The organism is Stenotrophomonas sp. STK16_22, from assembly GCF_051984505.1.
GTDB classification, from domain to species: domain Bacteria; phylum Pseudomonadota; class Gammaproteobacteria; order Xanthomonadales; family Xanthomonadaceae; genus Stenotrophomonas; species Stenotrophomonas maltophilia_A.
The window spans coordinates 2921730-2948315 of record NZ_CP196972.1 but is presented as its reverse complement, the minus strand read 5'-3'; the positions used below and the strand labels follow the sequence as shown (position 1 = coordinate 2948315).

Here is a 26586-nt window from a genome sequence, read left to right as displayed (position 1 = left end):
CGTCGCAGGTGCTGCGAAAGTGGCCCTCTACCATGGGGCTGAACGATACTTGGGACCTGTCTTTTGAGAGTTGCCGGATGTCATTGCTTCAACGCCACGTGGACTGCTCCCATCCTCCCTTCCGCCGCGCCTGTCACGGCGGGGCTTCGTCGTGGATCTTGGCCTTATGAACGCGGTGGAAATCGAAGAGGCCATCTATGAGCTGGCCCAGGCTCCCTTTGATTCTGCAGAGTTCCCCTTCCAGTTCTTGGCGGCGTTTGGCAACAACGAGGTCACCCTCAAGCGCCTGAGAAAAGTCGGGTCCGGCGGGACGAATCTTTCCGACGTTCCAGGGGCCATTCTTCAACGCAACCACATCCACTTGGCAGTGTGCGAACGAGGAAAGGTGCGTGAGACGTTCGAAGCGTTGAAGGCCAGCGCCAAGAACTCGACGTATCGGATCAAGCTCGTCCTTGCCACCGACGGTGAATCCCTTGAGGCGGAGTATCTGGCCACAGGGGAGCCTTTGGCATGCCCCTATGCCGAGCTGGCCGAGCACTTTGGCTATTTCCTGCCCTTCGCTGGCATCACCACCGTTCAGGAGATCAAGGAAAACCCGATCGATGTCCGGGCGACGGGCCGTCTGAACAAGCTTTACGTGGAGCTGCTGACCCACAACCCGGACTGGGACACCGACGAGCGGCGATCGGACATGAATCACTTCATGGCCCGACTGATCTTCTGCTTCTTCGCCGAGGACACGGACATTTTCCACGGCGATAGCTTGTTCACGCGCACCGTGGACCGGATGTCGGCTCCTGACGGATCGAACACAGACGCCGTGCTCGGAACGCTGTTCACGGCGATGAACTTGAAATCCGATGATCGTCCCAGCGCGGGCCTTCATGGTTGGGCGCTGGCATTTCCCTATGTCAATGGCGGGTTGTTCTCAGGCAGCACAGAAGTTCCGCGGTTCACCCGGGCTGCACGCTCGTATCTGCTCCGGATCGGTGAACTGAACTGGCGCCAGATCAACCCAGACATCTTTGGGTCGATGATTCAGGCGGTGGCCGACAAGGAGGAGCGCGGATCGTTGGGCATGCACTACACCAGCGTGCCGAACATTCTGAAGGTGCTGAACCCGCTCTTCTTGGATGACCTGAGATCACATCTGGAATCCGCGGAGGACAACAAGGCCAAGCTGCTCAACCTGCGCAAGCGGATGGCGCACATCCGTGTGTTCGATCCGGCGTGCGGGTCCGGCAATTTCCTGGTTATCGCCTACAAGGAAATGCGCAAGATTGAGGCGGAGATCAACCGGCGGCGCGGCGAGGAGGACCGGAAATCCGAGATCCCGATCAACAATTTCCGTGGCATTGAACTCAACGACTTCCCCGCCGAGATTGCCCGGCTGGCGCTCATCATTGCCGAGTTTCAGTGCGACGTGCTTTACCGCGGGCAGCAGCAGGCGTTGGCTACCGTCCTTCCGCTCGACAGCAAGAACTGGATCACCTGCGGCAACGCCTTGCGCATCGATTGGCTCTCCGTTTGCCCGCCGACAGGAACCGAGGTCAACCTCCAGGGCGACGACTTGTTCACTGCTCCCGCCGATCAGTCCGAAATCGACTTTGAAAACGAGGGTGGAGAAACCTACATTTGCGGAAATCCACCGTATGTGGGAGATAAGTTCCAGACAGACTCTCAAAAGGCTGATTTGAAATCTGTGCTAGGGCCTAGGAGCAAGCACAAAGCAATGGACTACATTGCCGGATGGTTCTGGAAGGCATCTCAATATATCGAAAGGGGCGGGGCATTTGCGTTCGTATCAACAAATTCAATTTGTCAGGGGGTTCAGGTTCCCATTATTTGGCCTCAAATTTTTGCTAGGGGTCAGGAAATATTTTTCGCCCATAAGGACTTTTATTGGTCCAATAATGCAAGCAACAACGCGAACGTAATTTGTGTGGTCGTTGGGGTTTCGAGTCGGCGGGTCGGTGACAAATGTATTTACAGGGATTCTCAGCGGCAGGTCGTTGGGAATATCAACGCTTATTTGGTGAACGGTCCAAATGTCATCGTGGAAAAGCACTCGCAGTCTATTTCAGGTCTGCCTGAGATGGTTGCGGGAAATATTCCTCGGGATCTGGGTAACTTCATGCTCACCTCTAATGAAAAGGACGAGTTACTCCAAGGTCATCCGGAGGCTGCGGTTCTCGTAAGGAAAATTCTTGGCTCCATGGAGTTCATCAATGGAATTGAGCGTTATTGCCTTTGGATCGATGACGATAAGGCGGCTTTGGCGAACTCGATCCCATTCATCAAGAAGCGGTTGGACGCGATTGTCGCCTATAGAGAGGGTGGTAGCGAGCGGGGCAAATTAGGGGTTGATACGCCACATCGCTTTGAGCGCACGATCACGGCTAAGGCCACTTCGATAATTGTTCCGCGTGTTTCATCGGAAAAGCGGCCGCACATTCCGGTTGGCCTGGTGGGTAGTGATGTTGTGATATCGGACGCTGCCCAGGCTATCTATGATGCGCCGCTGTATGTGTTGTCGCTGATTTGTTCTCGAATGCATCTTGCCTGGGTGTCGTTGACTGCGGGGCGAATGAAATCAGATCTTCGCTACTCATCGGGCGTCTGCTACAACAGCTTTCCTGTTCCGCTGTTAACGGATCAGAATCGAATAGATCTAATGACCTGTGCCCAGGAGATTTTGCTGGCGAGAGAGGCGCACTATCCATCCACCATCGCGGATTTGTATGTCGCTGATCAAATGCCGGAGGATCTGCGCCAAGCTCATGAACGGAACGATGATGTGATCGATCGAATCTACATCGGTCGCAGATTCCGAAACGACACTGAGCGGCTGGAAAAGTTGTTCGATCTCTACACCAAGATGACGGCCGCGCCGGCCAAGCCCAAGAAGGGGGGAAGGGCGAAATGACCATGGAAACCAATCCGACCAATCGGCACACCGTGCCGTCCGTCTCCATCACGGCCGCTCGCACCGGGGAGTCGAACAAGGTCAACGCGCTTGGCATGCGGCCCATGCAGGAGCGAGCCTACGGCAAGCGGGGCGAGCAGTTTCTGCTCATCAAGTCGCCTCCGGCCTCGGGAAAGTCGCGAGCCCTGATGTTCATTGCGTTGGACAAGCTGGAGAACCAAGGGCTAAAGCAGGCCTTCATCGTGGTGCCCGAACGCTCGATCGGGGGCAGCTTTGCCGACGAAGAGCTGAGCAAGCATGGGTTCTGGAGCGATTGGGTGGTTCGGCCACAGTGGAACTTGTGCAACGCACCGGGCGAAGACAACGGGAAGGTCGCCAAGTCCAAAATCAAAGCCGTTGGCGAGTTTCTGTCCAGCGATGACCGGGTGCTGGTCTGCACCCATGCGACCTTCCGCTTCGCCGTGGACGAGTTCGGTATCGAGGCCTTCGACAACCGTTTGATCGCCATCGACGAGTTCCATCACGTCAGCAGCAACCCGGACAACAAGCTGGGCAGTCAGCTGGGTCAGCTCATCGCGCATGGACAGGTCCACGTGGTGGCGATGACCGGTTCCTACTTCCGTGGAGACACCGTGGCGGTGCTCTCGCCCTCGGACGAGGCACGCTTTGAAACGGTGACCTACACCTACTACGAGCAGCTCAACGGCTACACCTACCTCAAGTCCCTAGACATCGGCTATTTCTTCTACACCGGCCGCTACCTGGACGCGATCATGAAGGTGCTGGATCCTGGCCTGAAAACCATCGTCCACATCCCCAACGTCAATGCCCGGGAGAGCCTCAAGGACAAGCACCGTGAGGTCGAGGAAATCATGTCCCGCTTGGGCACCTGGAAGGGATTGGACCCGGCCACGGGGTTCCATCAGGTCGAGCTGGCCGACGGACGCGTGCTCAAGGTTGCCGACCTGGTGGACGACACCGACGCTGCACAGCGCACCAAGGTTCTGTCGGCGCTGAAGGATCCTGCGCACAAGGACGACCGAGACCACGTCGACATCATCATTGCCTTAGGGATGGCCAAGGAAGGGTTCGACTGGATTTGGTGCGAACACGCGCTGACCATCGGCTACCGCAGCAGTTTGACCGAAATCGTTCAGATCATCGGCCGCGCGACCCGCGATGCGCCCGGCAAGGAGCGATCCCGCTTCACCAACCTCATCGCCGAACCCGCTGCCGACGAGGCCGCGGTCGTGGACGCCGTCAACGACACCCTGAAAGCCATCGCGGCCAGCTTGCTCATGGAGCAGGTCCTGGCCCCGCGGTTCGAGTTCACGCCTAAGAACGCCGGCAAGATGGACGGCTTTGACTACGGCGACGACGGCTACCAAGAGGGCGGTCACAACGTGGGCGTCAATCCGACCACGGGCCAAGTTCACGTGGAGATTGGGGGGCTGGCCATGCCGACCTCGCCCGAAGCGGCGCGCATCTGCCGTGAGGATCTGAACGAGGTGATCACCACCTTCATTCAAGACAAGACGGCGGTGGAACGTGGGCTGTTCGACAAGGAAAACACCCTGCCCGAAGACCTGACCCAGGTTCAGCTCGGCAAGATCGTGCGTGACCGATACCCGGACCTGACCGCGGAAGACCAGGAGGCCATCCGTCAGCACGCCATCGCCGCGCTCAACGTGACCCAACAGGCCAAGCAGCGTCTGGCGGAAGACGATGCCCAGGGGGAGCAGGGCAACACCTCGCTCATCGACGGGGTGCGGAAGTTCGTCAACGTGCGGGATTTGAACATTGACCTCATCGACCGGATCAACCCGTTCGATGCAGCCTACGCGGTGTTAGCCAAGGCCATGGATGAGAAGATTCTCCGTCAGGTCCAGGCCAGCATTTCAGCCAAGCGCGTGGCCATTCCTTACGACGAAGCCAAGGCGTTGGCCCTGCGTGCCCGCGCGTTCAAGGCAGAAAAGCAGCGAGCCCCCGACATCAACTCGCCAGACCCTTGGGAGCGCAAGATGGCTGAAGGCGTGGTGGCCTTGGCCAAGCACGTCCAGCAACGCAAGGCGGCAGAGGCTCGAGGCAGCGATCATGGCTGATTGGGACGAAGACGAGGCCTTATTGGCCGAACTGGGGCAAGATCTGGCCCCGATCAAGGCCGCTGCCCGAACGCCCCAGGAAGAACGGCTGATCGCCGGTTTCGAGGAAATCCTCCGGTTCGTGGATGAGCATGGGCGTGCTCCTCAGCATGGAGAGGAGCGCGACATCTTTGAACGCCTGTTCGCCGTGCGCCTGGACCGCCTGCGGTTGCTTGCCGATGCACATCCATTGCTCATGCCCTTGGATACGCACGGATTGCTCCGAGAAGCCCCAACCCTTGCTGCCACCGGGCAAGATGAATCGGTGGACGATGACGCCCTGCTGGCCGACTTGGGTGTGAGCGAAGGAGGAGCAGAGGACGACATCACCCAGCTGCGTCACGTTCGGTCCTATGAAGAGCGCAAGGCCTTGGAAGACATCGCCAGCCGCACGCCTTGCGCAGACTTTGAGCGCTTTGCACCGCTCTTTGAGCGCGTGGAGGGGGATCTCAAGTCGGGGCTCCGGAAAACCCTGCGGTTTGGCCGCGACGCCAGCGTGGAGAAGGGCAACTTCTTCATTCTCGGCGGGCAGATGGCTTACGTCGCCGAGGTAGGCGAGCCGGTGCGCACGCCCAATGGGGAATCCAACGCCAGGCTGCGCGTGATCTACTCCAACGGCACCGAGAGCGATTTGCTCGAGCGCTCCTTGCAGCGGGCGCTCTACAAGGACGACACCGGCCGACGCATCACCGACGACGATTACGGTCCCCTGTTTGGGGATGCTTTGGAAACGGACGACGTGGTGAACGGCACCATCTATGTGCTGCGGAGCCTTTCCCGCAATTCATACGTCCAGGAGAATCAGCAGCTGATCCACAAGATCGGCGTTACCGGGGGTAAGGTTGAGACCAGGATTGCTAACGCGGAGAGGGAGTCGACCTACATGTTGGCAAAGGTGGAGGTCATCGCGACTTACAAGCTCGCCAACGTTAATCCCATTCGCCTTGAGAACATCTTTCATCGCATCTTCCAGCCTGCGCGTCTTGAGCTAACCCTCCGAGATCGGATGGGAGTTCCTGTGAAGCCGCGGGAGTGGTTCTTGGTCCCGCTTCCGGTGATTGACGAGGCGGTCAAGCGCATCCAAGACGGGAGCATCACCGATTACGTCTACGACCCCGCCCAAGCGATGCTGGTTCGCCGGAGCTGATCGTGCTGACGAACCCTCTCGATGACCACGTGTTGGAGCGGTGCTTGGGCGCCGCTTACGTGCTGCTCCAAGAGAGTGGGCACACCGACGCGGCTGATCTTCTTCGCACCTCCACCGCATCTATCCAGCACGACACGTCTGATACCTGGAATGGGGGCACGAACTACTGGAACGTGTTGCTGGAGGTGCCGGCGCCGGAGTTCGCGCGCTTGCGGCCCAAGCTCAAGGACGTATGCGAACAGATCACCGAGGCATTGTCGGAAGCCATCCCCCCGAATGGCCGCGACTTCTTCGCCGCCCGGTTGATTCCCATCGTGGGCCAAAACGAAGACTGGCGCTCCGCCTCTCCGGTTGCCATTCCCCGAAACGTCCGCCGGAACATCTTCGATGGGCTTCGGCTGGAGCAGGTGAATGTGTTCGGCGCGTTGGACGACACGGAGTTCCTGAGCCGCATCTACGAGCTTCGGCGGTTGCCATCCACCGATCCGCGCTACAAGGATGCGGCCGGGGACATCTACCAGCACCGGGTCAACAATTTTGACTGGGACGATTACTGGATCTTCGACGACGACCGTTTCCCGTTGCTCGATGGTCCGGCCGATACCTTCCTGCGGTTCTTGGCGGAGATGGTCCACCCGGTGGTGAGGCCTGACCGGGAGGAGGCCGCCACCATCGTTGAGCACCTCAACGACCAACTGCGGCAAGCGGGTTGGCACTTGGTCGAAGTCGAGCGGATCGCAGGAAGGGCCCGGTATGAACCCCGCCCGTTGACCTCCAACGGTCACCGATCCTTTGAGAGGGGAAGGTCTGCCGCCGATTCCTTGGACGCGGGCGCCATCGCCAAGCAGATACAGCGCATGGAATACGCGGTTGAGAAAGATCCCGAGCTGGCCATCGGCAGCGCCAAGGAGCTGGTGGAATCGTGCTGCAAGACCATCCTGGGCAAGATGGGGGTGGAGATAGGCAAGAGCGACGACATGAACGACTTGGCCAAGAAGCTGGCCAAGAGCTTGGACCTGGTGCCCGAAGGGATCGATGACCAAGCCAAGGGGGCCGAGTGCATCAAGCGCATCCTGAGCAACCTGAACCAAATCGCCGGTAACCTGGCCAACCTTCGCCGCCTCTACGGCACCGGCCATGGCAAGGACGGTAAGCACCGTGGGCTGCAGCCCCGGCATGCGCGCTTGGCGGTGGCGTCTGCCGTGGCGTTTGTGGATTTCGTCACGGAGACCTACCGGGACCGCACGCAAGCACGGCCGGCCAAATCGGAGGTGGATGGGTGACACCTCGATCGGCAAGGAAGCCGAAGTCGGCGCAGCCTTCGGGCAAGAAGGGTCCTGTTGGGCGTTCTCCCAAGAAGCGGGTGTCAAAGAAGGGGCAGCCCAACGGACCGATTGTTCTGACCTCAGCCCAAGAGAGGTTCCTGGAAACGATCATCGTCGAGGGAATGACACGCATGCGATGGTCCCGGGCCTACGCGGAGCGCCGTGCGCGCATTTTTCTCCGCAAGGCCAATTCACCGTCGAAACTGCGCATGGTGGCTGCCAAGCTTGGCATGCTCGACGAAGCGCCGCCTGCACCGAAACCGAAGCCGCTTGAGAAGAAAGTGCCGGGGAAGACAAAGCTTCCCAAGAATCGGTTCAAGCCCTCGACCAAAATGAGTAAGGCTGAGATAGCCAAGCTGCCGTCCGTTGATACCAGGCCAGCGCCCAAGACAGCGCTGCAACGTCTAGAGCGTGCGCTGGGTCCCGACGATGGGAGGCGGCGGCGAGGTGGCAGCCCGGTGGTGCAAGGCGGCAGTCCGGGGCTGGGGAGGCGCCGATGAACGCTACTTTCAACCAAATTCTCATCGTGGATTCCCTCCCGGAAGGCCAACTCAACACCGCAGCCCGCCTGTTCGCGGATGCCCAAGACTGGGCGCAGGTGATCGGCGGCGTTCCTCACATCGCCAGCGTTCGTGTTCCTTCCAGCGGGGCTTTTCTCGATCTGCTGGCCCAGCTTGCTCAGCAAGCATCCAGGGAGCCCTACGTGCCGTTGCTTCACATCGAGTGCCACGGTGGAGAGGGTGGGCTGGAGTTCGCTGACGGGTCTTGGTTGACGTGGAACGACATGAAGCCGGCGTTCGTAAACCTCAACGTGGCCACGCGCTTGAACCTCATCACGGTGGTGGCCGCATGCCATGGGGGCGCCATCGCCAGTTTTGTTCGTGCTGAGCATCGGGCGCCTTTCTGGGCATTCCTGGCTCCCAAACGGCAGATATCGGCAGGAGATCTGGAAACAGCGCTGTCTTCGTTCTATCAAGCCCTGCTGATGACCCGGTCCTCGGAGCGGGCCATGAGTGCCCTTCGGGCAACGCAAGCTGGCGACGAGTTCTGGCAGTTGAGCGCGCAGACCATCTACCGCTTGATTGTCGAAGGCTACGCGGAATGCCACCTCACGCAAGAGGCTGTTCAGCAGCAGGCGGAACGTCTGCGAGCCCGCGCTGCCGCGCATGGCGCGGTTTGGTCACAAGCTCAGATTGAGGCCATGATCCGCGACCCGGGAATCTTTGAAAGATTTCGCCGAGAGTTCTTCATGGTAGACCTGTATCCCGACCACGCGGAGCGCTTCCCCGCAGTGGCGGATTAGCTCCGAGTCCGCGCGCCGACAGGTCATCTGACCCGCACCAACTGATCTCACCGGGTCGTGTAAGCTGGCGACAAGTTTTTCTGGTTCATGGCCCACACCGGCTTGGCCAGCGCCGGCCCCTTGGATCGCCAGGCCGAGGACGCCATGCCCATCGTGCCCCGGCCGAACTTCGCGTTGGCCTGATCCATGACCTTCATGAGGGCTTGCGAGCGGGGGTCGATGCCGGCGAACAGGTCGCCCTGATGGACGTCGCCGTGCGTGAGGTCGAGCAACCCCACGCCGGCTTTCTTGTAGCGGTAGCCGTTCTTCCACATGGCCTTGGCCAACCCTTGGGCCACCAGCAGCACTTCGCGCGTGTCACTCGTGGGCGCGATGAAGTTGAATGCCTTGCTGGGGTGATATTGAGCGGCACCCGGCTTGAAGGGGTTGGTGTTGAGCCACACCCACACTCCGCTGGCCTGCAGCGAGCGTGACCGCAACTTTTCGCACGCCCTCTGGGCGAACGTGGAGACCGCTTGTTGAAGGTCTTCCAGTGAAGTGACCTCTTGGCCGAAAGACCGCGACACCACGATCTGCTGCCGCTCCGGTTCCACTTCCTCCAAGGCGCTGCACACCACCCCCTGGAGCTCCCGTTGGGTGCGTGCCAGCGTGACCCCGTAGCGGGCGCGCAGGGTGTCGGAATCGGCTCTGGCCAGGTCGGCCGCGGTGAGGATGCCTTCGGCGCCCAGCTTGGCCGCGAGCTTGCGCCCCACGCCCCACACGTCTTCCACCGGATAGCTTTCCAGCTCGGGGGAACCGGGCAGGGCGGTGACCACCCCGTGCGGGGTCTTCTTGGCCAGCTTGTTTGCAAGCTTGGCCAAGGTCTTTGTGGGGCCGATACCCACGCAACACGGGATGCCCACCCACTGGAGGATTTGGGCACGGGCCTGGCGGGCCATCGCCTCGCGTTGCTCCGCCGGCACACCGTCGAACGTCACGAACGATTCGTCAATGGAGTAGACCTCCGCGCGCGGGAACCACTCCCGCAGCACCGACACCACCCGGCCTGACAGGTCCCCGTAGAGGCCGAATCTCGCCGAGAAGATTCGCAGTTGGCGGCGGATGCGGGGCGGCACCTCGTGGATGGGCTGCCCCATCTTCACGCCCAGGTCCTAGCACTCCTGACTGCGGGCGATCGCGCATCCATCGTTGTTAGACAAGATACACACTGGCTGTCCGCGCAGTGAGGGATTGAAAACCCGCTCGCAACTGGCGTAGAAATTGTTTCCGTCAACGAGGCCGAACATGGAGAGATGCGGTGACAAAAGAAACGGAGAAGGGGTCTGCGCAGCTTGAAATTGGTAGTCCAGCATGGACGGCTGCACGTGCGCGGGAAGCGGCTGACGAGAAGCGCAAGAAGGAACGCGACGAGGCGGAGCGTAAGCGCCGGGAGCACGAACAACGGGTCGCAGAAGCAGGCGCGCAGCGTGAACGGCTCAATGTAGTTGCCGCTGCTGCTCGTGGAGTCCGCGACGATGACGAGGATGAGGGGTCCGGAAGAATCATGTGACCAGATCGTCCCCGAGCTGCCGGCGCACCTGGGAGAGCACGCCCTCAAACCGCTCTAATTCGCCTTCGTCGGTGGCGGCCCGCCGGTAGGTGTCCCCGTCGTCGAGCACGTCCACCACCACGGCCACGCCGGTGCCGTCCTCGGCCAGGGTCACTTGGCTTTCGTAGATGCACGTGCCGGTCCACGAGCGCCAGCAGCGCAGCGTTTCCCCGTCCAGCCACACCGCCCATCGGTCGTCCATGTGGCGCGGCCAGAGGCCCTCGCGCAGGCGCAGCAGATCCTCGGCGGTGAAGACATGGCCACACCGGATCGGCCAGCGCGGGCCCTCCATCGGTTTGAGCTTGCTCCAGCGGCTTGCATCGTCCATGTGTCAGCGCCTCAACTGTTTGCGGAAGGACCAGGTCACCACGCCCCACACGTCCAGCTCCACGTCCTCCGGCACGACGATGGGGGCATTCGCAGGATTGCCGGAATGGAGCTCGTAGCGGCCCGCGCGCAGCCGCAATTGCTTGACCGTGAAGCCGCCCTCCCAACACACCATGACGATGTCTCCATGTCGGGCGGTGAGGGAGCGATCAACCACCAGGGTGTCGCCCGGGAAGATGCCGAACTCCACCATCGACGTGCCCGTGTCTGCCTCGACGTAGAACGTAGCCACCGGATTTCGGACCACCCGTTGGTTGATGTCCAGGATGTCCTGAGAGCCGTAGAAATCTTCTGCAGGCGAGGGGAAGCCACACGTGGCCCGCACCGGCAGCAACGGCAGGTGCAAGGGCAGAGCGCGGAGGTTGGCGGCGCCCAGGTAACCGGGCGGAAGCGTGGTGTCGAGCATGGCGGTAGTCTCTACAAGTCAGAATCACCCGGTGAGACGCACCGGGGAGACAGGCTAGCTCCGCCTCCAGACCCTCGTCATTTAGTATTTCGCTGAACGGGCCCAACCCCTTGTCACTGCGAGGGTGGGCTGGGCCGTGAAACCGATGGGGCAGTGCGCGGGGCCGGTTCCACGCGCGGGAAAGGGAGAGGGAATGCCAACTTGGAAGCCATCGCGGCTGCGGAGCTGGTTGTTCAGCGGGAGCGGCTGGATCTTCAACTCAGACGGGGATGCGTTCGAGCTCTCCCTCGATCGTGGCCGGCGCGTCGTGAAAGGCCCCTTGATCCTCATACACTCGCTGGAGTGCAAGCCGCGGCACAACTTCTCCACGACGCTCGAGTGCCACTTCCACATCATCGGAACCGGTTGGGTGGTCGGGGAAGGCCTGGGGGAGGACAAGGCCGAGGAGCTCCAGCAGTTCGTGCGGGAGAAAGTGACCGGCAGCCTGGCTCACTACGGATCCCGCGCCATCAAGATCCTGGACCCTTGGCAGCGGCAGGTGGATCAGCGGTTGGAAGCGGTGAATGAGGTGGATCCGGCCTTGCTGGAGCAACTTAAGGCGACCATCCCTTCGCCAGCGGCGATTGGCTTGCCCACTTGGGGAGCGCTGCTCGATCACCCGGCGTTGGCTAAGGAGCGCAAGAAGAAAAACAGCTTCTACCCGACGCTCGACCAAACCCCCGAGGCTTACTTAGAGGGCGTGGACGAGCGCCGCCGCCGTGCCGTGTTCACCAAGGCCTTGGCAGCTTGGGCGCAGCGGCAGACCGCGTGGGTAGGCGAGCAGGGCTGGATTGGCCGTCGCCGCCGGCGAGCGCGCCTGGCCGACGATGCTCCTCCGGTGCTCCAAGGCGTGCAGTGGATCGATGCCACGCCACCGTCCTACCACCCTACGGCAGAGGCCTGGCTGGTCCGGTTGGTGGACGCGCACAACGCCGCTTTTGAGGCACACCAGATGGAGGCCAAGCGCTCGTTCTTCGAGCGGGTGGAGTCCAACCCCCTGACCGAGGAGCAGGCCAAGGCAGTGGTCTGCATGGACGACGAGCTGCTGGTCGTGGCCGCCGCCGGCTCGGGCAAGTCCTCCACCATCGTGGCCAAGGCCGGCTACGCGCTGGAGGAGGGGCTCTGCGCACCGGAGGATATTCTTCTGTTGGCTTTCAACGCCGACGTGGCCGAAGAGCTGCGCCAACGGATTGCCAAGCGGTTGGGCCAACTCGACGGGGCCAATCGCATCACCGCCAAGACGTTCCATGCGTTCGGCCTGGAAGTCATCGGCGCGGTGACGGGGAAAATGCCCACCCCGGCGCCATGGCTGAGCAATGGCAAGGACGAGGCCTTCATCGGCCACCTGGTCGATGAGCTCTGCGCTGAGAATCCGACGTTTGTGGCGCAGTGGGATCTCTTCCGATTGCTCTATTTCAAGGACGTGGGGCGGTGGGACGCGCGCGAGGAACCGGAGGACTACGACCCGGAGAGCCAGCGAAAGCGGGGCTTTCGCACGCTGCGCGGGGAGATAGTCAAGAGCAAGTCCGAGCGCCTCATCGCGGATTGGCTGTTCCTCCACGGTGTGAACTACCGTTACGAGGAGCCGTATCCCCACGACACCCGCACCGCTACCAAGCGGCAATACCGCCCCGACTTCTACTACCCCGACATCGACGTCTTCCACGAGCACTTCGCGCTCAATGCCAAGGGCGAAGCGCCCCCAGCCTTCAAGGATTACCTGGAGGGCGTGCATTGGAAGCGGCAACTCCACCGCGACCAGGGAACGCGATTGTTCGAAACAACCGCGCATGGTCTACGCACCGGTGCCGCCCTGACCGCGCTCCAGGACTTGTTCCAGTCCAAGGGCATCGACCTGGTGTTCGACCCAGACCGCGTCCCTCCGGACACGGACCCGGTGTCTCCGCAGGCCATCGCGAAAGTCATACGCGTGTTCCAGCAGCACATGAAGGGCTCGCGGCAATCGGTCGAGCAGGCCCGTGAGCGCATCGACACCTTGCCAGGTGCTTTCGTGCCGCGCATGGAGTTGTTCCTCGACCTCTACGAGGCCGTCGCCCAGCGCTGGGGAGACCGATTGGCCGCAGAGGGTCTGGTGGACTTCGACGACATGCTCAACCAGTCCGCCGACCACATCATCGCTGGCCGCTTCCCCTGCAGCGTCAAAATGGTGTTGGCGGACGAGTTCCAGGACACCTCCCGCGCGCGGATGCATCTGCTCCAGGCAATCGTTGACGCCAGCGGTGCGCAGTTCACGGCGGTGGGCGATGACTGGCAGAGCATCTATCGGTTTGCCGGCGCCGACCTGGCGATCATGTCGGGATTTCAGCAGGCCCATCCACATGCGGCCGTTCGGCACCTCTCCCAGACGTTCCGGTGCCCTCAGTCGTTGTGCGATCTCACGTCGGAGTTCGTGTCAAAGAATCCGATGCAGTTGGTCAAGAAGGTCTTCACCAGCAACCCATTGAAAGGTCCCCGGGTGAGCGTGGTCGCGCTGCCTACCATTGAGGACATCCCCGGACGGTTGAAGGCCAACATTCAGTCGCTCTACGAGAAATTGCCCGAGAGCACCAACGGCAAACCATTGCGGTCCATGCTCATCCTGGGCCGCTACCGCAACGACCGGCCCAGGGGGCTGGAGGCCTGGCGGCAGCGGTTCGGCGACAAGATCGACCTCAAATTCCTGACTGTTCATCGGGCCAAAGGGCTGGAAGCCGACTTCGTGGCACTGCTCAATGTGGTTCAGGACACCCTGGGATTTCCCAGCCAGGTCCAGGACGATCCCATTCTTCAACTGGCCATGCCCGAGCCGGAGACCTTCGAGTTCGGCGAAGAGCGCCGCCTGTTCTACGTGGCCCTCACCCGTGCGAAGCGTTCGGTGGTGGTCTACACCACCCAGCACCAACCTTCCCAGTTCCTGGTGGAGCTCCAGGCAGATCACGGCGTGGAAATCGTAAGGACGGAAGGGGAGCCTGCGGAGCCCTGCCCGGTGTGTGGTCAGGGCGTGCTGGTGGAGCGCGTCAATCGTGCAACCAAGGAGGTGTTCCACTCCTGCAGTCGGTTTCCGCGTTGCCCACCGAACAAGGAAGATTGAAGCTGGTCAGGGGGCCTGAACGGGGCGGAGCAGCTGGCGGTCGAGAAGATCCAACAGAGCATCCGCGACATCTGCGGCGGCCACGGCCCAATCGTTGTCTTCTCCGAAATACGTTTCCTCCAGCGGGTCTTCCTTGCCCCCGTGGAAGAGGTTGTTGCGCACACGGCGCATGGCAACGACCAAGGCTTCGGCGTCGTTGTGGGGTAGGTTGACGGGCTGGTAGGCCGCTCGTGGTCGGCCCGTCAGGTCAAACTCAATGCGCTCCCTTTTCGGCCGATTACGTGGTGGTGCAAGCAGCATTCTCTGCGCGGGAACGGGAACGAGGGCGACGAATGCTTGCCCCATCCGCGCCACCGCTCGATCCACCTTGTTCCAGTCCACGTCTACCATGTGGACGGGAGCAGGTGGTGGTAAGGCGCTGCGGCGCACATCGATCTCGAGTGAGCCGATCTTGAACGACTTCCAGATGGGAGGCTTGGGGGTCTTGGTCTGAAAGAATTCACCGGTCTGCTTGAGCTGGAACTCAAGCATTCCGAAAGCTTTCAACAGCCGATAGGCATTGTCGGGTGATACGGGCATGGCCACATCGTAGCCCAGCCTACTGCTACCCCGCAGCCTTCCACGGACGCCCCTGTCGGGCAGCAATGTCCGCCGCGTCCTCGACCCCCTTCATCCACCAATGGGTATCGTCCAGAGTGGCCGGGGCACCGCGCTCATCCAGCAGGCGGTCCAATGCCTCGCACGCGGCGAACTCGGCATCCCGCTCCCGGCTGCCCGGTGGGTGCGCATGCGCCCGGCCATGGCGATATGCGACCAGGGTCTTGGCGCCCATGTTCCGGCTTTGGGCCAGGTTCGTGCTCTCCAACGGATCAACCCCGTTGTCCAGTAAGGCGCGAACGGTCGGAGCGTCAGCGGTGAGCAGGGCGACGTGGAACGGCGAGTAGCCACGGGCGTCGTGCGCGTTGGGTTGGGCCCCGCGCCCGATCGCCGCAGCCACCTGAGCGGGGTTGCGCTGTTGGATTGCAGCGAGCAACTCGGTGTTGGCCATGCGTCCTCCTTTCCCACTGGTTTACCGCGGCAGCGGAAACGCGCAAGGGGGCAGGCGTTTGAAAAACTGTGGGGCAACCCCAGCAGTTTTTCGCTTTAGTCGGGAATGCCCACTGGACAGATGGATCTTATCTGCTTGCATGGGGTTGAAGGGATACAAATGTATTCCATGGGGGAGACGGGGATGGGGATCGCGAAAACCATTGATGGGGCGGGAGGAAAAACGCTGAAGCGGTCGAAACGTCCACCCACCCGAAACGCCGAGCTCTACACCGTGACCGTCTACCCCGAGCGAAAGAACGCCGCGATCGCCGTGACTTGGCGCACCCCCACGGGGCATGCGAGAAGCCTTAACCTGGGTTGCCACGCCTTGCGGGTGATCGAAACCCAATCGGGGCTTCCCGACACCAGCAACGGGCAGATCGCCTTTGAGCTTCGCATTCCGTTGCCGATGCTCGTGGCCATCCAGGCAGAAATGGGAATCGATAGCCGGCGGCGGAGGCGGGCCTATGTGCAAGCCATCGAGCGCGCTATCGCCATGACGCGGGAGCTGGGATTCCCAATTGGTGGGGCAAACCCCACCGGGGTTCCCCTCGACTTCAACGGCATGCTGCTCCCCGAAAAGCCGACCCTTGTCACGGACAAGCGGCGAGCCGGGGTCCCAAGGAGGCCATTGTGAAACCAATCAATGGAATCAGGAAACGGGTGAAATGGTGGATTGACGAGCTTCGTGATCTCAATCCCTGGGGGCAAGTGAATTGGTGGATCGAAGCGTTTCGTGATCCCAGAAAGGGCTTGGATGACGACCCCTGTAAGGCGCGAGTGGACTTCTTCCTCTTTACGACGTTTTCCCCCCTCTTGATCCCCTACCTAAGGGTATTGGAGCGCCTCGGAATTCGCGTGGGTGTCAGGACTAAGCGGTGGCAGCGGTTATGGAAGGAGCCGCCTATCTTTCGGTTGTTGCGGTTTCGCCACAAGGAACGGGAACGATTCTATCTGAATGAACTTCAGCAACTGATTGCTGAAGGCGCCGATGTGAATGCTCGGGAGAAGGAAGGCGGAGAGACCGCGCTTCACCTGGCTGCACGATGTGGGCGGGTGGCCGTCTGTCGCGTGCTGTTGGCGGCTGGGGCAGATCCGAATGCCGAGCGTTCCGCGCAAGATTTCTCCGAGGAGGAGGGTATCTGGGTGCCCATCTTTTCGGCTTACCTTGAGAGCAATGTTGAGTTGCTCGAGGTGTTGCTGGAGGCGGGGGCGGACCCCCATGTTGAAGCATGGGTGCGAAAGCTTGCTCCAGAGGAGAAGACGCACCCTGATGCGTGGCTTGAACAGCAACGTCCGGAAATACGCGAGCGCCTATGCAGATGGGAAACGGAACAAGAGGCCCTGCGTTTGGATGCGACTCTCCCTGGCGCAACGAAAGCCGTTCCGAATAGTAGGGCACGGCTATGAGGGTGATCCCATGAACCTGCAACTCACATGCATCTGCCGGGAGGACGTGTTCGCCGATGGGTTTTCCTTCGCAGAACTGCTGGACGCGCCCTTGGCCGCGTTGCGCTGGGGTGGTGCGTGGTTGACCCAGTTGAAGCCCGGTGGGCCGGTGACCGAGGGCGCCATGCGGCGCTTTGCTATGGGCCAGGAGCTCGATGGGCAACAGCGGTTGTGGGAAGGCGAAGACCACCACACCTGTGCGGCGGGCTACCGCGTTTCGTTGCGCCTGCCAAAAGGGTTCGCCGCGCTGCTGGATACCGACGGCGAGGAGAGGGCACGATTACAGGCTGCCCACCGCCATGCGGTTGACCAGGCGCTGTCGTCCCTGCCGTTCCAGCGTGATCACCGGGTGCTCTTCGTTGCATCCGATCGGTTGGAGGATGACTGGACGCACCACTGGTTGTTCGCCATCGCATGCGCACCGAACGGAAAGTGGGAACGGCTTGCGCTGAGCTTGCGGTTGGCGGCCAGCGAGGACGCTTACACCCACGCCATGGGTGCCTTCATGGAAGCGTTGCTGGAGACCAAACGATTGGAGCGCTTCTTCCGCCCAGCCCCCGTGGGCCGACCGAGGCAGAGGCTGTGACGCTGACGTCCAAGCCTCCCTTGACGGCCGTGCTGCCGAAAGTGTCCCTTTCTTCAACCTTGCGCCAGGCATTGGCCGCACGCGCTAGAGCAGCCGGGGTGAGCGAGAGCGAAGCCGTGCGCCAATGGCTCACCGCCTACCTGGCGCGCCCCCAGCTGCTGCGCTCTCCCGTTGCCGGCCCCAGGGACGACCGCCTGCCGCCTATCCGGGCTTCCCGAGACCTGGCCGACCGCGTCCGCCGTGAGGCGCAGCGGCAGCACGTGAGCGTGGCGGAACTCATCCGTCGGGTGGTTGCGTTCCACGCGTTCTGAGGCGCAACTTGGCCACGCTCGGCGGGTGCCACTTGCCCTTCGCCAAGCGTTTCTGCACGAACGCGCGGTAAGCCTCGGGGGAGGGCGGCGATTTGCGTTTGTGCCGGCGTGTGTTGCAGAGCCAGCAGGCGGCAGCGATGTTGCCTACCACGTCCTTGCCGCCTTCTTGTTGGGCGACCAGGTGCTCGGCGGTGCAACGGAGCGGCGCGGCCGTTTTGGCGCGCAGGCCGAACGGCTTTAGTTCGTCGGGTGAGGCATTCCACATCGGCAGGCTGCAATAGCAGCACCGGCCCTTCTGGGCGAGGAAAGCCTCGGTTCTCAACCGTTGGAGTTTGGGCATGCTTAGATCTCAAAAAACAGGAAAAACCATCCCGTCGTCGCTTGTGCGATCGAATCGGGAACCTGTTGCCTTGAGCTAAGCAGGCAATACGCCGGGGGCATTTCCCCTCGCGGCAAGGGAGTTATCGCGCCCAGGGGCGGTGGGTGTCAAGATGGGCCATGACAACCTTTGACCAAACCAATGATCTGCTCGACGCCCCGGTAGCGTTGTGTCCGGTTCCGGCCAGCGGAGAGGAGACCGATGCCTGAGGGCGGAGCAGCACCGGACGCATGGCCCGTTTGGTTGAAAGAGCTGCGCGTGCAGCGGGCACTGGAGTGGGCCGACCACGTGCGGCGTTGGAACGAGGAGCAACTCTATGGATTGGTCCTGCATGGGCCGGAGCCAGACCACATGGCGGTCGTCGCTTTCGCGGTGGTGCACGAGCACCAATCGTCAGCCATGCTCCTGGTCAAACATGGGTTGTTGGGCTCTGCGACAGCATTGATGCGGCCTGCCTTTGAGGCGTTCGTGCGCGGGCTGTGGCTGCAATGGGCCGATGACCAAGAGCTGGCGCGGTTCCAGAAGGGCCATGACACTGCAGCCCCAGAGAAGATGATCCGCAGGGTGGTTCAGCGTTCCGGTGAAAAGCGTTACGCGGATTTGTTGGATACCTGGGAGCAGTCTCAAAAGACGATGCACGGCTACGTCCACCATGGCTACCAGTCCCTGATCCGTCGTTCCGGCGTCATCGACACGTCCCCTGACGAGGTGGTGGACCTGCTGGGATTCAGTGCGTCCATGGCGCTCCATGCTTCTCTCGAAACCGTGGAACTCGCCGGAAAGCGGGTGCCAGAGGAAGAAGTGGCTACCCGGCCGCAGTGGGTTGCGGAGAAGCAACTTGAGATCGTCACCATGCTGCGCGACATGGGCCTGGTTCAGGTGTTGGGTGACGCGGCGCCTGCCCCACCGACCTTTGACGGGGGAAGGCGTAGGGTAGGGTGTTTCAGCGCGCAAAATTAGTCGGATCCTTTTCTTAATCCAGGAGCATCCTTGCTGCGAGAGCCGCCGCTCTTGCAGCAGCCAATGGAACGAACAGTGTCAGATGTTTCTGAACAAAGATAAACAGCCTTGCCGGTCAAAACGGGGAGAAAGCCTGAAGTGTTCAATTAAATCAACTTGTTTGGCGTATGAGCGCTTATGAGTGGTCAGCTTTAGTTGGTTTCAGAGGCAACCGGTTAGGCAGGGCCTTTCACGCCGATATCACGCGCTTGTAGCGATCTTCACCTCCAGCGGACAGGGGACTGCTGAGCGCCAATGGCCCGGGTGCTCAGACGTGCTGCCACCTCACGGGCCCGCAGGACCCCCGCCATGGACCTTCTTTTGTCTCTTGCCCTAGTGATCCTCGCCGCTGCTGCTGCGCTGGGGTTGCTGCAACTTGCAATCGCGCTTTTCAAAGCGCCGTCCGGTCGGCAATGGTGGCGTCGCGGAGGAGCGAAATGATGCGTTCGTTTCGCTACGCCTATCAGAAGGCTCGCACGTGGCACAGTTCCGTGCCCACATCGATTTGGGCCGGATTCCGCTATTCGTTGACGGGGGACACCGGCTACTTCAAGTCGCACGGCGGATGGCGTCTGTCTCGCGTGCACCGAGGATCTGAATCGGCGGAGCAATGAGTGCCTGGGTGCTCAGCTGAGCCTGGCGGGTCGCCAAAGGATCAAGCCCCACTCGGTTCGGTTGGCTTGATTTGCTCGGAGAGCGTCCGTTCGTGGTGCGGTGAGACCATCTACCCGCCCGGCCGAAATGGCCGGAATGGCCGATTGCGCGTAGGCGTTGCTCTCACCGCTGCCGCTGTCTGATACTGACCCTGTCCACCGTTGGGGGCTCCCAAGGCGGTCGTCCACGGGCGACCAGCGGAACGAATCGATCAACCCGGTCAACAGCGAGCAGCCCGATGATACGTAGCAAGCTTGCTCACAAACGCGTTCTTGCCGAGGGTCGACTCGTTCTGGTCTGGCTGACCTCGTTTAGATAGAAATACGTCTTCACTGCCAGTGGCATCGGGACGCTTGGGCAGTACGGTGTGGAGCTACGGCAGGACACGAAAGCAAGTCGGAGAGCCCTCCAGGTTCGCTTTTCGGGTCGAAGTTCCACGAGGTGTCCGTGGGCGATGAATCAGCGTCGGTGATCACCCTCCATCGGTCTTTGACGTCGGCTGGACCGCGAGATGGAATCTTTTTTCTCTGCAGCACTTCGGTCGTTGAGGCCGCAGCCCTCGCGCACCTCGGGGCGACGCTGCCAACTAGGTCAACTCTCTTGCAGTCAGCTTGATTTAGAATGGTCCCAACCATGGCGCATCCTTAACGGTTCAGAAGGGCCGCACCTTCGGTCCGAGCCCGACTGCGTTTTTTACACAGCTGATCTACTCTTGGCCTGTTTAGACTCACTGGTGCGGAGTTGGAGGTGGCCCTCAATGCCCAAGTGTGCGGTGGTGTTCGTGAGCGCGGCGGTGGATGGCATCGCTGATGAGCGCTTGCCCGAAGTCATGCGTGCAGGCCGAGAGTTCAATGCCAAGTGCGGCTCGCGTGCAGTTGTATGCTTCGACGGCAGCAGGTTTTTAACGTATATGGAAGGCACAGCGAGTGCGGTGGCTGCGAGCTCCGTTTACACCGAGTCCGTCACCCTGCATACCGAAATCGTTGAGCTGGCGCGGGGATCCATCCAGCAGTTGCGGTTCCCTGCGCATGCATTGCTCTTCCTGCGGATTTCAGAAGCCGAGCTCAAAGCACTGATGAGGTCGAACTGGGTGAATTTCTCCCAACGCTTCGGAGGGAAATTCATCCCAGAAACGGGGATGGAGCGGCTTGCCGCATTGGTCGGCAATCGTCTCGATGACGTTCCGCAGTGATGGGTAACGGATTTCCTCTGTAGGCCGCCCGATTCACGTTGCACAGTGGAAGCAGGGGAGTCATGAATTTGAGGCATTCGACAGGGGCATGCCATGCGGTTGGAATTTACTCACAGCCACATCTACCCAGGGGCCACCGCGTCCCTGACAGGCGAGCAGGCTGAACTGGGCGAGAGAGCCACCTGCTTGGTCGAGCTCAGTGACGGCGTGGTCCTCTCGACCAGCTGTCTGATTCAAGGGGGGGAGATCATGCTATTCATGCCGGACTACCTGACCGCCCGTGGGGCAAAGATTCCGGCGAAGGACTGGGTGCTGCGGAAGGATCTGGAAACAGGCGCCTGGAAGGCAAAATCAAAGGTTGCCGTGTAGCACTTGTTGCTCTTCCCGACCCGTCAGGTTGTTGGGTCTGAAGCAATCTTAGGAGCGTGTCATGCCAAACCGTGCGGTGGTTTTTGTGAGTGAGGCCAGCCCCTACCTTAGCCTTGGGCGGCTGGTTGAGTTGATAGCCGACGCGGAGCGGTTCAACAGACAGGCCGGCGTGACCGGGGTGACCTTGTACGACGGGGCCCGGTTCCTGTCCTACCTGGAGGGTCCACCGGATGGCCTTCGCGTTGCCTACGCCAGGGCATCCGAAGCGCGCAGCCACCTGAACTTCATCGAGTTGGCACGCGGGCGTGTCTCGCAACGTCGGCTGCCGCGGTGGCCTATGCGGCTGTTTTTGGCCAAGGAGGGCCAGCTGCAGAGCATCGCGATGGCAGACTGGGCCAGCTTCTCTCAGCGGGGCGATGCGGACGCAATGAATGCAACGGCGATGGATCTCCTTGTGCGCTTCACGGGAGGGCCGTCTGCCTCAGTCTACGTGGGGCCCCTCTCGAAACCACTCAGCGAAGGGGAGGCGAAATGAACATCGTGGCGACTGGTCTGTCACCCGGCGGAAGGATGCTGGGAGCTCCTCTCGCGCTCCCGATGAAGCGTTGGCAAAGCTGAGCAGATTCCGTCTGCCGAAAGCAGAAGTCGTCCCAACTAGCTTGAACCAGCTGCTGACCGTGTGGAAAATTTGACCCGACCTTGTGGAACGGCAATCCACATGAACGTTCTCTTCGTGGACATTGAAACCTCCATCTGTGAGGTGGTTGGAGTCGAACTAAGAGAGCTCGGCTATGACGTCGAATGCTTGGAATTCAGCTCAGGAGCCTTGCGCGCAGCGCAAGCGGGGCACGTCGACGTCGTCATTCTGGATGTGCCCGCCAGCCCTGACGCCCGGCGCAGTGCATACAAGTTGGCAGACGAACTTCGGCGCGATGGCATCGCTGTCTTCTTTACCTCCACGCTTCATCCGAACGATGTGATCAGCCGGCACCGGGATCGGGGTGTTTTGTCCAAGCCCTACGGCGTCAAACAGATCGCTTCCTGGATCGAGGCGCTTGGCAAAGATTGCAGAGGCGAACCGGCAGGCGCGCACGTGCGCTAGCTGACTGGCAACATGCATCCGCCCTTTGGAGTGCATTGGACCGCAAGCCTTCCTCTTTACAGTGGATACGCTGGAAGCGAACGTCGCTGCTGCCCATCAATGCGCGCTACTTGCATCATCAGAAGCACTGTCGTTCAGCACCGTCACTTTCAAGACGGCGACCAGATCGTTGTCCTGCAGACAGCGTTCAAGAACTGGCTCCTGAATACGTCGTTCGCCATTGGATTTCCCGACTCCAGCAATCGGCCGCTTTCTGATCGAGCGGAGCAGGCCAAGCGCGCTGTTGGCCACGGCGAGCGAGATCAAAGGCCACAGTTACCAGGAGGCCTTCGTCAGGTCTCCTTTCGCCGCGCTTATCTCCATTCATAGCGCGTTGAGTGCTTCAAGCCACGGCGACGCCGTGTTCTTCCTGTGCGCCGAAGAAGCCACGTCGGAAGCATCTCCAAAAAACTGATGCTGGCATTCGCCATAACGACCAGCATGACCTTGGCGTTGGGCATCTTCACTATTGTCCGCGCGTCACATTCGAAGCAGGAGTTGTCCAGGATTGAGTCCGTCTGGGCGCCTGGCAGCTATGCCATCGGAGAGATGCGTGCGCAGTTCGGCGATCTCCGCATCTACGAAACCTCCCAGGTCAGCGAAGCCACTTCCGCTGAGGCCGTCAAGCAATACGAACAGCGGATCGTGGCGGGCAAGGCCAAGATCAACGAGCTGGTGAAGCAATACCTGCGGTCCTTCGCCGATGGCGAAGATGCCGCGTTGTTCAAGCCGGTCAGCGCTGCGTTGAGCGATTACTTTGTCATCCACGATCAGCTTCACGCTGCGCTCCTCGCTGGCGATGCCGAGGCCGCGCAGACGATCTCGGTGACAGAATCCAGGGCAAAGCGCGTGGCGCTGTTCGACGCCATGGAGAAAGTCAGCGAATACAACCTTCGCGGCATGAAGGCTGAACTCGCAACCAACGCAGCAAGCCTCAACAACCTGATGTCGATCACAGGCTTGGTCTTGGCGGTGCTGTACTTGGTCGCAAGCGTGCTGGGGTGGGCGATCAGCCGTTCGGTCACCCGGCCCATTGGTGAGGCGTTGCCCGCTATCCGCAGCGTGGCCAATGGCGACCTCAACGTGCGAACCGACTACCAGAGCCGCGATGAGGCGCGCCAGATGCTGCTCTCCCTCCGTCAAATGGTTGCCACCTTGGAGCGTTTTTCGAACGACACCAAGGTCATGGTCAAGCTTCACGAGGCCGAAGACATCTCGCACCGGATTCCGGAGGACCTGCCCGGTGTCTACGGCGAGCTGGCCAAGGGCATGAACACAATGGTGTTCGAGCACCTTGAGGCCATCCTGGATGCCATCCAAGTGCTCAACGAGTATGCGGCCGGTGACCTGCGGCGTGACGCGCGACGCCTGCCCGGCTCCCGGGCGTGCTCCACGAATCGATGGACGCTGCCAAAGCAAGTCTGCTGGCGATCAACACGGAGATCAAGCGGTTGGCAGTGTCGGCTGCCGACGGCGACTTCTCCGCCCGCGGTAACACGTCTGCGTTCCAGCACGACTTTGAATTGATGGTTTCGGACCTCAACCGTCTGATGGAGACAGCTGACCACAGCCTCAGCGCCGTCTCCACCTTGCTTCAGGCCATTGCCTCTGGCGACTTGACCCACCGCATGGAAGGCGACTTCCGCGGCGTCTTTGCGACGATGAGCGAAGACGCTAACGCGACCGTGGCTCAGCTGACCGATATCGTCTCCCGCATCCAGCAGGCATCCACGGCAATCAATACCGCGTCGACGGAAATTGCCGCGGGCAATGGCGACTTGTCGCGACGCACCGAACAACAAGCGGCCAACTTGGAAGAGACGGCGGCGTCCATGGAGGAGCTTACCTCCACCGTGCGCCAAAACGCCGAGCATGCACGCCAGGCCAGCGAGTTGGCCAGAGTGGGGCCTCGCGCGTGGCCGGGCAGGGCGGTGGAGTGGTCGGGAAAGTAGTGGAGACGATGGGGGGTATCGAAGCCTCGTCGCGCCGCATCGGGGACATCATCTCCGTGATCGATGGCATTGCTTTCCAGACCAACATCCTCGCACTCAATGCGGCCGTGGAGGCGGCTCGAGCCGGGGACCAGGGTCGAGGGTTCGCCGTGGTGGCCTCCGAGGTGCGCACGTTGGCACAGTGCTCTGCCTCTGCAGCCAAGGAGATCAAGGGGCTAATCGAGGACTCTGTGGCCAAGGTCGCTCAAGGATCGGCGCTGGTTGACCAGGCTGGCCAGACGATGTCTGAGATTGTCAGCTCGGTTGAGCGCGTGTCCAACGTCATTGGTGAGATATCTGCCGCCTCTCAGGAGCAGGCGTCGGGCATCGAGCAAGTGAACCAGGCTGTTTCTCAGATGGACGAAACGACCCAGCAGAACGCCGCGTTGGTGGAAGAAGCGACCGCCGCTGCCCGATCCATGGAAGACCAGTCGGTACAGCTGGCAACCGCCGTCGCGGTCTTCAAGGTGAATGAACGCGCGCAGGGAAAGACGCCAGCCACGGCCAGTGCAAGCTTGACCAAGCCAGGTGCTGTGGACGGCTCCCGCCTTTCTCAAACCGCCTACGCGGGCAAGCCAACCCCGCCGAAGGCATTGCCAGCTCGTCCCGCACGGCAGGTATCTGCGGACGCAGCGCACTGGCAGGAGTTCTAACCGCCCTTCCAAGGCCAGTGCGAACGCATGGTCGCTCGCAGGGCATGGTTGACCGAAGTTGCCGCTGAAGTCACCGTGGGTGAGGCCGCCTGGATGGCGGCCTCAGACCCGCAAGCGCGCCGAAAGCTCGGCGCCTTGCGCCGTGAGGCGGCGAGGCGGCAATGGCATTGGCCGAGGTTACGGCCGCCCGATGGCCGCTCCGCTTTGGCAGTTCAGCGGCTCGGAGACGGGGGAATGCCAGCCAATGGTTCCCTCAGGATGCCCAGCCATGGCTCGACGATCTCCTCGAACGCGAAGACATGGTCCCGGTGCTGGTCCATCCCTTGGAGGTAGTGCCGAATGCTGCGCTCAAACTCGTCTGCGACGTTGGCGTTGCCGGCGTTCGTGCGAAGCAGGAGCACTGTGGCCGCTTCCAGCGCCGCAACACGTATATGCATGCGATTCATTGCTTCTTGAAGACGCAAAAATGCGTCCCTGACCTCGTCGTTCACCAAGCCCTCCGCGAGCAGGCACATCAACACAGAAGAGGATCAGTGGCTGCTGCTTGAGCCCGGGATCGTCAGGCGAGCACGGTTGGCGGCGATCAAAAGGGCATTGCCAGTTCGCTCCGCTTGCGTCGGAGTCATCGTCGAGCCGCACATGGTCGAGTCACCGGCCGCGTTGCGAACTTGGTAAAGCCCGAGTGCAACCACTGCTGTTTCGGCGTCAATGCCGACTTCAAACCTGTCCAGTGGGAACCACGTTGCTCCGTCGAATTTCTCCATCGAGCGCCTCATGCACGGAATCGCGGTGTCAGCCAGAGATTACCGCAAAGCGTGGAACTTGGAACGCGCGCGAATCGGTTGCAACTGAAAGCGGCAGCACCGTGCAGCATTGGGCAATCAACCTGAATCGATCTCCAGCCGTTGCTGAATGGATAGGGCACGACCAGGGTCAATGACGGCGACGCGTTTGCCGTTTCCCAGCTGCACGCCCTGCGGGCAGAGCTCAGCGAATCGGTCGCTGTGAGCGGCAGGCTCGGCACGCCAGGCAGACAGGCTCTCGATGACCAAGACTTCGTCCACTGCAAGGGCGAACAGCTGAACCGCGGATTGAACCAACAGCATTGCTGGACAACCCGTCCCGACTGCATCGCCTCCGGTGATCAAGCCCAGATCAACCACAGGGACGTCTTGCCCTCTGATCAAGACTACAAACTGGCGGTCCCGGGTTCGGGTCAGCGTCTCTGGTCCGCGTATTTCCACGGCCGACTCGACATCCACACCGAACAAATCGCAGCCCACACGCACAATCACCAGCTCCAGCAATGGCTCTGATGAGGCCTGCAGAAATGGATCATAAGGCAGGGGAACGGTCATGGTTTCTGTGGGCAAAGACCAAAGGGCGATCGCATCATGCCCTTAATGTGTCCACCGTGGCA

General features: G+C 61.2%; 26 protein-coding genes and 2 pseudogenes. 17 read left to right on the top strand and 11 right to left on the bottom strand.

All coding sequences use genetic code 11. The annotated features are described in order from the left end of the window. The first annotated feature begins 166 nt into the window (after window positions 1-166). The 5 genes from ACSYAO_RS13810 to ACSYAO_RS13790 all read left to right on the top strand — a co-directional run bounded on the left by ACSYAO_RS13810 (window position 167) and on the right by ACSYAO_RS13790 (window position 8842). Complete coding sequence (locus tag ACSYAO_RS13810; protein ID WP_110712759.1) at window positions 167-2926, top strand: DNA methyltransferase; 2760 nt, start codon at window positions 167-169, stop codon at window positions 2924-2926. Continuing rightward, window positions 2923-5028 (top strand): DEAD/DEAH box helicase, encoded by a 2106-nt coding sequence (locus ACSYAO_RS13805; protein WP_188348070.1) that lies wholly within the window; start codon window positions 2923-2925, stop codon window positions 5026-5028. Before ACSYAO_RS13810 ends, ACSYAO_RS13805 begins: the two co-directional genes overlap by 4 nt. Continuing rightward, complete coding sequence (locus ACSYAO_RS13800; protein ID WP_049429062.1) at window positions 5021-6214, top strand: GIY-YIG nuclease family protein; 1194 nt, start codon at window positions 5021-5023, stop codon at window positions 6212-6214. Before ACSYAO_RS13805 ends, ACSYAO_RS13800 begins: the two co-directional genes overlap by 8 nt. 44 nt (window positions 6215-6258) lie before the next feature. Then, window positions 6259-7497: an abortive infection family protein gene (locus tag ACSYAO_RS13795; protein ID WP_223224645.1), complete on the top strand. Its 1239-nt coding sequence runs from the start codon at window positions 6259-6261 to the stop codon at window positions 7495-7497. Between the two features lie 538 nt (window positions 7498-8035). Beyond that, window positions 8036-8842: a hypothetical protein gene (locus ACSYAO_RS13790; protein WP_049460840.1), complete on the top strand. Its 807-nt coding sequence runs from the start codon at window positions 8036-8038 to the stop codon at window positions 8840-8842. Window positions 8843-8889: 47 nt separating this feature from the next. Here the strand turns inward: ACSYAO_RS13790 and ACSYAO_RS13785 are convergent, their stop codons facing one another. Both ACSYAO_RS13785 and ACSYAO_RS13780 read right to left on the bottom strand, forming a co-directional pair. Beyond that, window positions 8890-8988 (bottom strand): DUF4113 domain-containing protein, encoded by a 99-nt coding sequence (locus tag ACSYAO_RS13785; protein WP_440566987.1) that lies wholly within the window; start codon window positions 8986-8988, stop codon window positions 8890-8892. 144 nt (window positions 8989-9132) lie between these two features. Continuing rightward, window positions 9133-10128 (bottom strand): annotated as a pseudogene (locus ACSYAO_RS13780) (Y-family DNA polymerase); the annotation flags it as partial. A gap of 11 nt (window positions 10129-10139) precedes the next feature. Between ACSYAO_RS13780 and ACSYAO_RS13775 the strand changes: the two are divergent. Beyond that, a complete protein-coding gene (locus ACSYAO_RS13775; RefSeq protein WP_180849813.1) occupies window positions 10140-10391 on the top strand; it encodes a hypothetical protein in 252 nt (83 codons plus the stop codon). Here the strand turns inward: ACSYAO_RS13775 and ACSYAO_RS13770 are convergent. Further along, window positions 10384-10758: a hypothetical protein gene (locus ACSYAO_RS13770; protein ID WP_049460842.1), complete on the bottom strand. Its 375-nt coding sequence runs from the start codon at window positions 10756-10758 to the stop codon at window positions 10384-10386. The two genes, ACSYAO_RS13775 and ACSYAO_RS13770, sit on opposite strands and share 8 nt — an antisense overlap. Window positions 10759-10761: 3 nt before the next feature. Continuing rightward, a complete protein-coding gene (locus ACSYAO_RS13765; RefSeq protein ID WP_049460845.1) occupies window positions 10762-11223 on the bottom strand; it encodes a LexA family protein in 462 nt (153 codons plus the stop codon). A gap of 193 nt (window positions 11224-11416) precedes the next feature. Between ACSYAO_RS13765 and ACSYAO_RS13760 the strand changes: the two genes are divergently transcribed. Beyond that, entirely contained in the window at window positions 11417-14353 is a 2937-nt protein-coding gene (locus tag ACSYAO_RS13760) for a UvrD-helicase domain-containing protein (protein ID WP_262220592.1), read from the top strand. Window positions 14354-14359: 6 nt separating this feature from the next. On the opposite strand, the gene ACSYAO_RS13755 is transcribed toward ACSYAO_RS13760, so the two are convergent. Both ACSYAO_RS13755 and ACSYAO_RS13750 read right to left on the bottom strand, forming a co-directional pair. Beyond that, window positions 14360-14932: a hypothetical protein gene (locus ACSYAO_RS13755; protein ID WP_065428843.1), complete on the bottom strand. Its 573-nt coding sequence runs from the start codon at window positions 14930-14932 to the stop codon at window positions 14360-14362. A gap of 25 nt (window positions 14933-14957) precedes the next feature. After that, window positions 14958-15401 carry an ankyrin repeat domain-containing protein gene (locus tag ACSYAO_RS13750; RefSeq protein ID WP_049460850.1) on the bottom strand — a complete coding sequence of 148 codons (444 nt, stop codon included), beginning with the start codon at window positions 15399-15401 and terminating at the stop codon, window positions 14958-14960. A 120-nt stretch (window positions 15402-15521) separates the two neighbouring features. On the opposite strand from ACSYAO_RS13750, the gene ACSYAO_RS13745 reads away from it, so the two are divergent. From ACSYAO_RS13745 to ACSYAO_RS13735, 3 genes are read left to right on the top strand one after another with little or no spacing between them, the layout of a single operon-like run. Beyond that, window positions 15522-16079 carry a hypothetical protein gene (locus tag ACSYAO_RS13745; protein WP_180862734.1) on the top strand — a complete coding sequence of 186 codons (558 nt, stop codon included), beginning with the start codon at window positions 15522-15524 and terminating at the stop codon, window positions 16077-16079. Continuing rightward, a complete protein-coding gene (locus ACSYAO_RS13740) occupies window positions 16076-16852 on the top strand; it encodes an ankyrin repeat domain-containing protein (RefSeq protein ID WP_157805906.1) in 777 nt (258 codons plus the stop codon). Before ACSYAO_RS13745 ends, ACSYAO_RS13740 begins: the two co-directional genes overlap by 4 nt. A 10-nt stretch (window positions 16853-16862) precedes the next feature. Beyond that, complete coding sequence (locus tag ACSYAO_RS13735; RefSeq protein WP_080356557.1) at window positions 16863-17477, top strand: relaxase domain-containing protein; 615 nt, start codon at window positions 16863-16865, stop codon at window positions 17475-17477. Window positions 17478-17753: 276 nt separating this feature from the next. On the opposite strand, the gene ACSYAO_RS13730 is transcribed toward ACSYAO_RS13735, so the two are convergent. Beyond that, entirely contained in the window at window positions 17754-18128 is a 375-nt protein-coding gene (locus tag ACSYAO_RS13730; RefSeq protein WP_149908581.1) for an HNH endonuclease, read from the bottom strand. 282 nt (window positions 18129-18410) lie between these two features. Here ACSYAO_RS13730 and ACSYAO_RS13725 point away from each other — a divergent pair, with 282 nt between their 5' ends. From ACSYAO_RS13725 to ACSYAO_RS13700, 6 genes are all read left to right on the top strand, one after another. Then, the gene (locus tag ACSYAO_RS13725) at window positions 18411-19127 is read left to right on the top strand and encodes a DUF6988 family protein (protein WP_049463714.1); all 717 of its coding nucleotides are present in this window, start codon (window positions 18411-18413) and stop codon (window positions 19125-19127) included. 348 nt (window positions 19128-19475) lie between these two features. Then, a complete protein-coding gene (locus ACSYAO_RS13720; RefSeq protein ID WP_258013789.1) occupies window positions 19476-19607 on the top strand; it encodes a hypothetical protein in 132 nt (43 codons plus the stop codon). Between the two features lie 970 nt (window positions 19608-20577). Continuing rightward, on the top strand, window positions 20578-21012 hold the full coding sequence (locus tag ACSYAO_RS13715) for a BLUF domain-containing protein (RefSeq protein WP_049462735.1): 435 nt from the start codon (window positions 20578-20580) through the stop codon (window positions 21010-21012). A gap of 93 nt (window positions 21013-21105) precedes the next feature. Then, on the top strand, window positions 21106-21381 hold the full coding sequence (locus ACSYAO_RS13710; protein WP_032971143.1) for a hypothetical protein: 276 nt from the start codon (window positions 21106-21108) through the stop codon (window positions 21379-21381). A 61-nt stretch (window positions 21382-21442) separates the two neighbouring features. Further along, window positions 21443-21916 (top strand): BLUF domain-containing protein, encoded by a 474-nt coding sequence (locus ACSYAO_RS13705; protein WP_006375647.1) that lies wholly within the window; start codon window positions 21443-21445, stop codon window positions 21914-21916. Window positions 21917-22099: 183 nt separating this feature from the next. Further along, complete coding sequence (locus ACSYAO_RS13700; RefSeq protein ID WP_032971140.1) at window positions 22100-22483, top strand: response regulator; 384 nt, start codon at window positions 22100-22102, stop codon at window positions 22481-22483. 96 nt (window positions 22484-22579) lie between these two features. On the opposite strand, the gene ACSYAO_RS13695 is transcribed toward ACSYAO_RS13700, so the two are convergent. Beyond that, a complete protein-coding gene (locus tag ACSYAO_RS13695; protein ID WP_139338727.1) occupies window positions 22580-22789 on the bottom strand; it encodes a hypothetical protein in 210 nt (69 codons plus the stop codon). Window positions 22790-22936: 147 nt separating this feature from the next. Between ACSYAO_RS13695 and ACSYAO_RS13690 the strand changes: the two are divergent. Next, a pseudogene (locus tag ACSYAO_RS13690) lies at window positions 22937-25166 on the top strand (methyl-accepting chemotaxis protein). 212 nt (window positions 25167-25378) lie between these two features. On the opposite strand, the gene ACSYAO_RS13685 reads toward ACSYAO_RS13690, so the two are convergent. The 3 genes from ACSYAO_RS13685 to ACSYAO_RS13675 all read right to left on the bottom strand — a co-directional run bounded on the left by ACSYAO_RS13685 (window position 25379) and on the right by ACSYAO_RS13675 (window position 26524). After that, complete coding sequence (locus tag ACSYAO_RS13685; RefSeq protein WP_125892001.1) at window positions 25379-25657, bottom strand: hypothetical protein; 279 nt, start codon at window positions 25655-25657, stop codon at window positions 25379-25381. A gap of 39 nt (window positions 25658-25696) precedes the next feature. Further along, window positions 25697-25930, bottom strand: coding sequence for a hypothetical protein (locus tag ACSYAO_RS13680; RefSeq protein ID WP_032971135.1), 234 nt, complete (start codon window positions 25928-25930; stop codon window positions 25697-25699). Window positions 25931-26047: 117 nt separating this feature from the next. Continuing rightward, window positions 26048-26524, bottom strand: a complete 477-nt coding sequence (locus ACSYAO_RS13675; protein ID WP_149908580.1) for a chemotaxis protein CheW — start codon at window positions 26522-26524, stop codon at window positions 26048-26050. Window positions 26525-26586: the final 62 nt, after the last annotated feature.

Excerpts from the sequence above, each read along its gene's own strand:
- ACSYAO_RS13675 (WP_149908580.1), bottom strand. The coding sequence starts at position 26,524 with ATGACCGTTCCCCTGCCTTATGATCCATTTCTGCAGGCCTCATCAGAG.
- ACSYAO_RS13680 (WP_032971135.1), bottom strand. The coding sequence starts at position 25,930 with ATGGAGAAATTCGACGGAGCAACGTGGTTCCCACTGGACAGGTTTGAA.
- ACSYAO_RS13760 (WP_262220592.1), top strand. The coding sequence starts at position 11,417 with ATGCCAACTTGGAAGCCATCGCGGCTGCGGAGCTGGTTGTTCAGCGGG.
- ACSYAO_RS13810 (WP_110712759.1), top strand. The coding sequence starts at position 167 with ATGAACGCGGTGGAAATCGAAGAGGCCATCTATGAGCTGGCCCAGGCT.
- ACSYAO_RS13715 (WP_049462735.1), top strand. The coding sequence starts at position 20,578 with ATGCCCAAGTGTGCGGTGGTGTTCGTGAGCGCGGCGGTGGATGGCATC.
- ACSYAO_RS13730 (WP_149908581.1), bottom strand. The coding sequence starts at position 18,128 with ATGCCCAAACTCCAACGGTTGAGAACCGAGGCTTTCCTCGCCCAGAAG.
- ACSYAO_RS13790 (WP_049460840.1), top strand. The coding sequence starts at position 8,036 with ATGAACGCTACTTTCAACCAAATTCTCATCGTGGATTCCCTCCCGGAA.
- ACSYAO_RS13755 (WP_065428843.1), bottom strand. The coding sequence starts at position 14,932 with ATGCCCGTATCACCCGACAATGCCTATCGGCTGTTGAAAGCTTTCGGA.
- ACSYAO_RS13720 (WP_258013789.1), top strand. The coding sequence starts at position 19,476 with ATGGACCTTCTTTTGTCTCTTGCCCTAGTGATCCTCGCCGCTGCTGCT.
- ACSYAO_RS13745 (WP_180862734.1), top strand. The coding sequence starts at position 15,522 with ATGGATCTTATCTGCTTGCATGGGGTTGAAGGGATACAAATGTATTCC.
- ACSYAO_RS13800 (WP_049429062.1), top strand. The coding sequence starts at position 5,021 with ATGGCTGATTGGGACGAAGACGAGGCCTTATTGGCCGAACTGGGGCAA.
- ACSYAO_RS13750 (WP_049460850.1), bottom strand. The coding sequence starts at position 15,401 with ATGGCCAACACCGAGTTGCTCGCTGCAATCCAACAGCGCAACCCCGCT.
- ACSYAO_RS13770 (WP_049460842.1), bottom strand. The coding sequence starts at position 10,758 with ATGGACGATGCAAGCCGCTGGAGCAAGCTCAAACCGATGGAGGGCCCG.
- ACSYAO_RS13765 (WP_049460845.1), bottom strand. The coding sequence starts at position 11,223 with ATGCTCGACACCACGCTTCCGCCCGGTTACCTGGGCGCCGCCAACCTC.
- ACSYAO_RS13710 (WP_032971143.1), top strand. The coding sequence starts at position 21,106 with ATGCGGTTGGAATTTACTCACAGCCACATCTACCCAGGGGCCACCGCG.
- ACSYAO_RS13700 (WP_032971140.1), top strand. The coding sequence starts at position 22,100 with ATGAACGTTCTCTTCGTGGACATTGAAACCTCCATCTGTGAGGTGGTT.
- ACSYAO_RS13705 (WP_006375647.1), top strand. The coding sequence starts at position 21,443 with ATGCCAAACCGTGCGGTGGTTTTTGTGAGTGAGGCCAGCCCCTACCTT.
- ACSYAO_RS13735 (WP_080356557.1), top strand. The coding sequence starts at position 16,863 with ATGAACCTGCAACTCACATGCATCTGCCGGGAGGACGTGTTCGCCGAT.
- ACSYAO_RS13805 (WP_188348070.1), top strand. The coding sequence starts at position 2,923 with ATGACCATGGAAACCAATCCGACCAATCGGCACACCGTGCCGTCCGTC.
- ACSYAO_RS13785 (WP_440566987.1), bottom strand. The coding sequence starts at position 8,988 with ATGGCGTCCTCGGCCTGGCGATCCAAGGGGCCGGCGCTGGCCAAGCCG.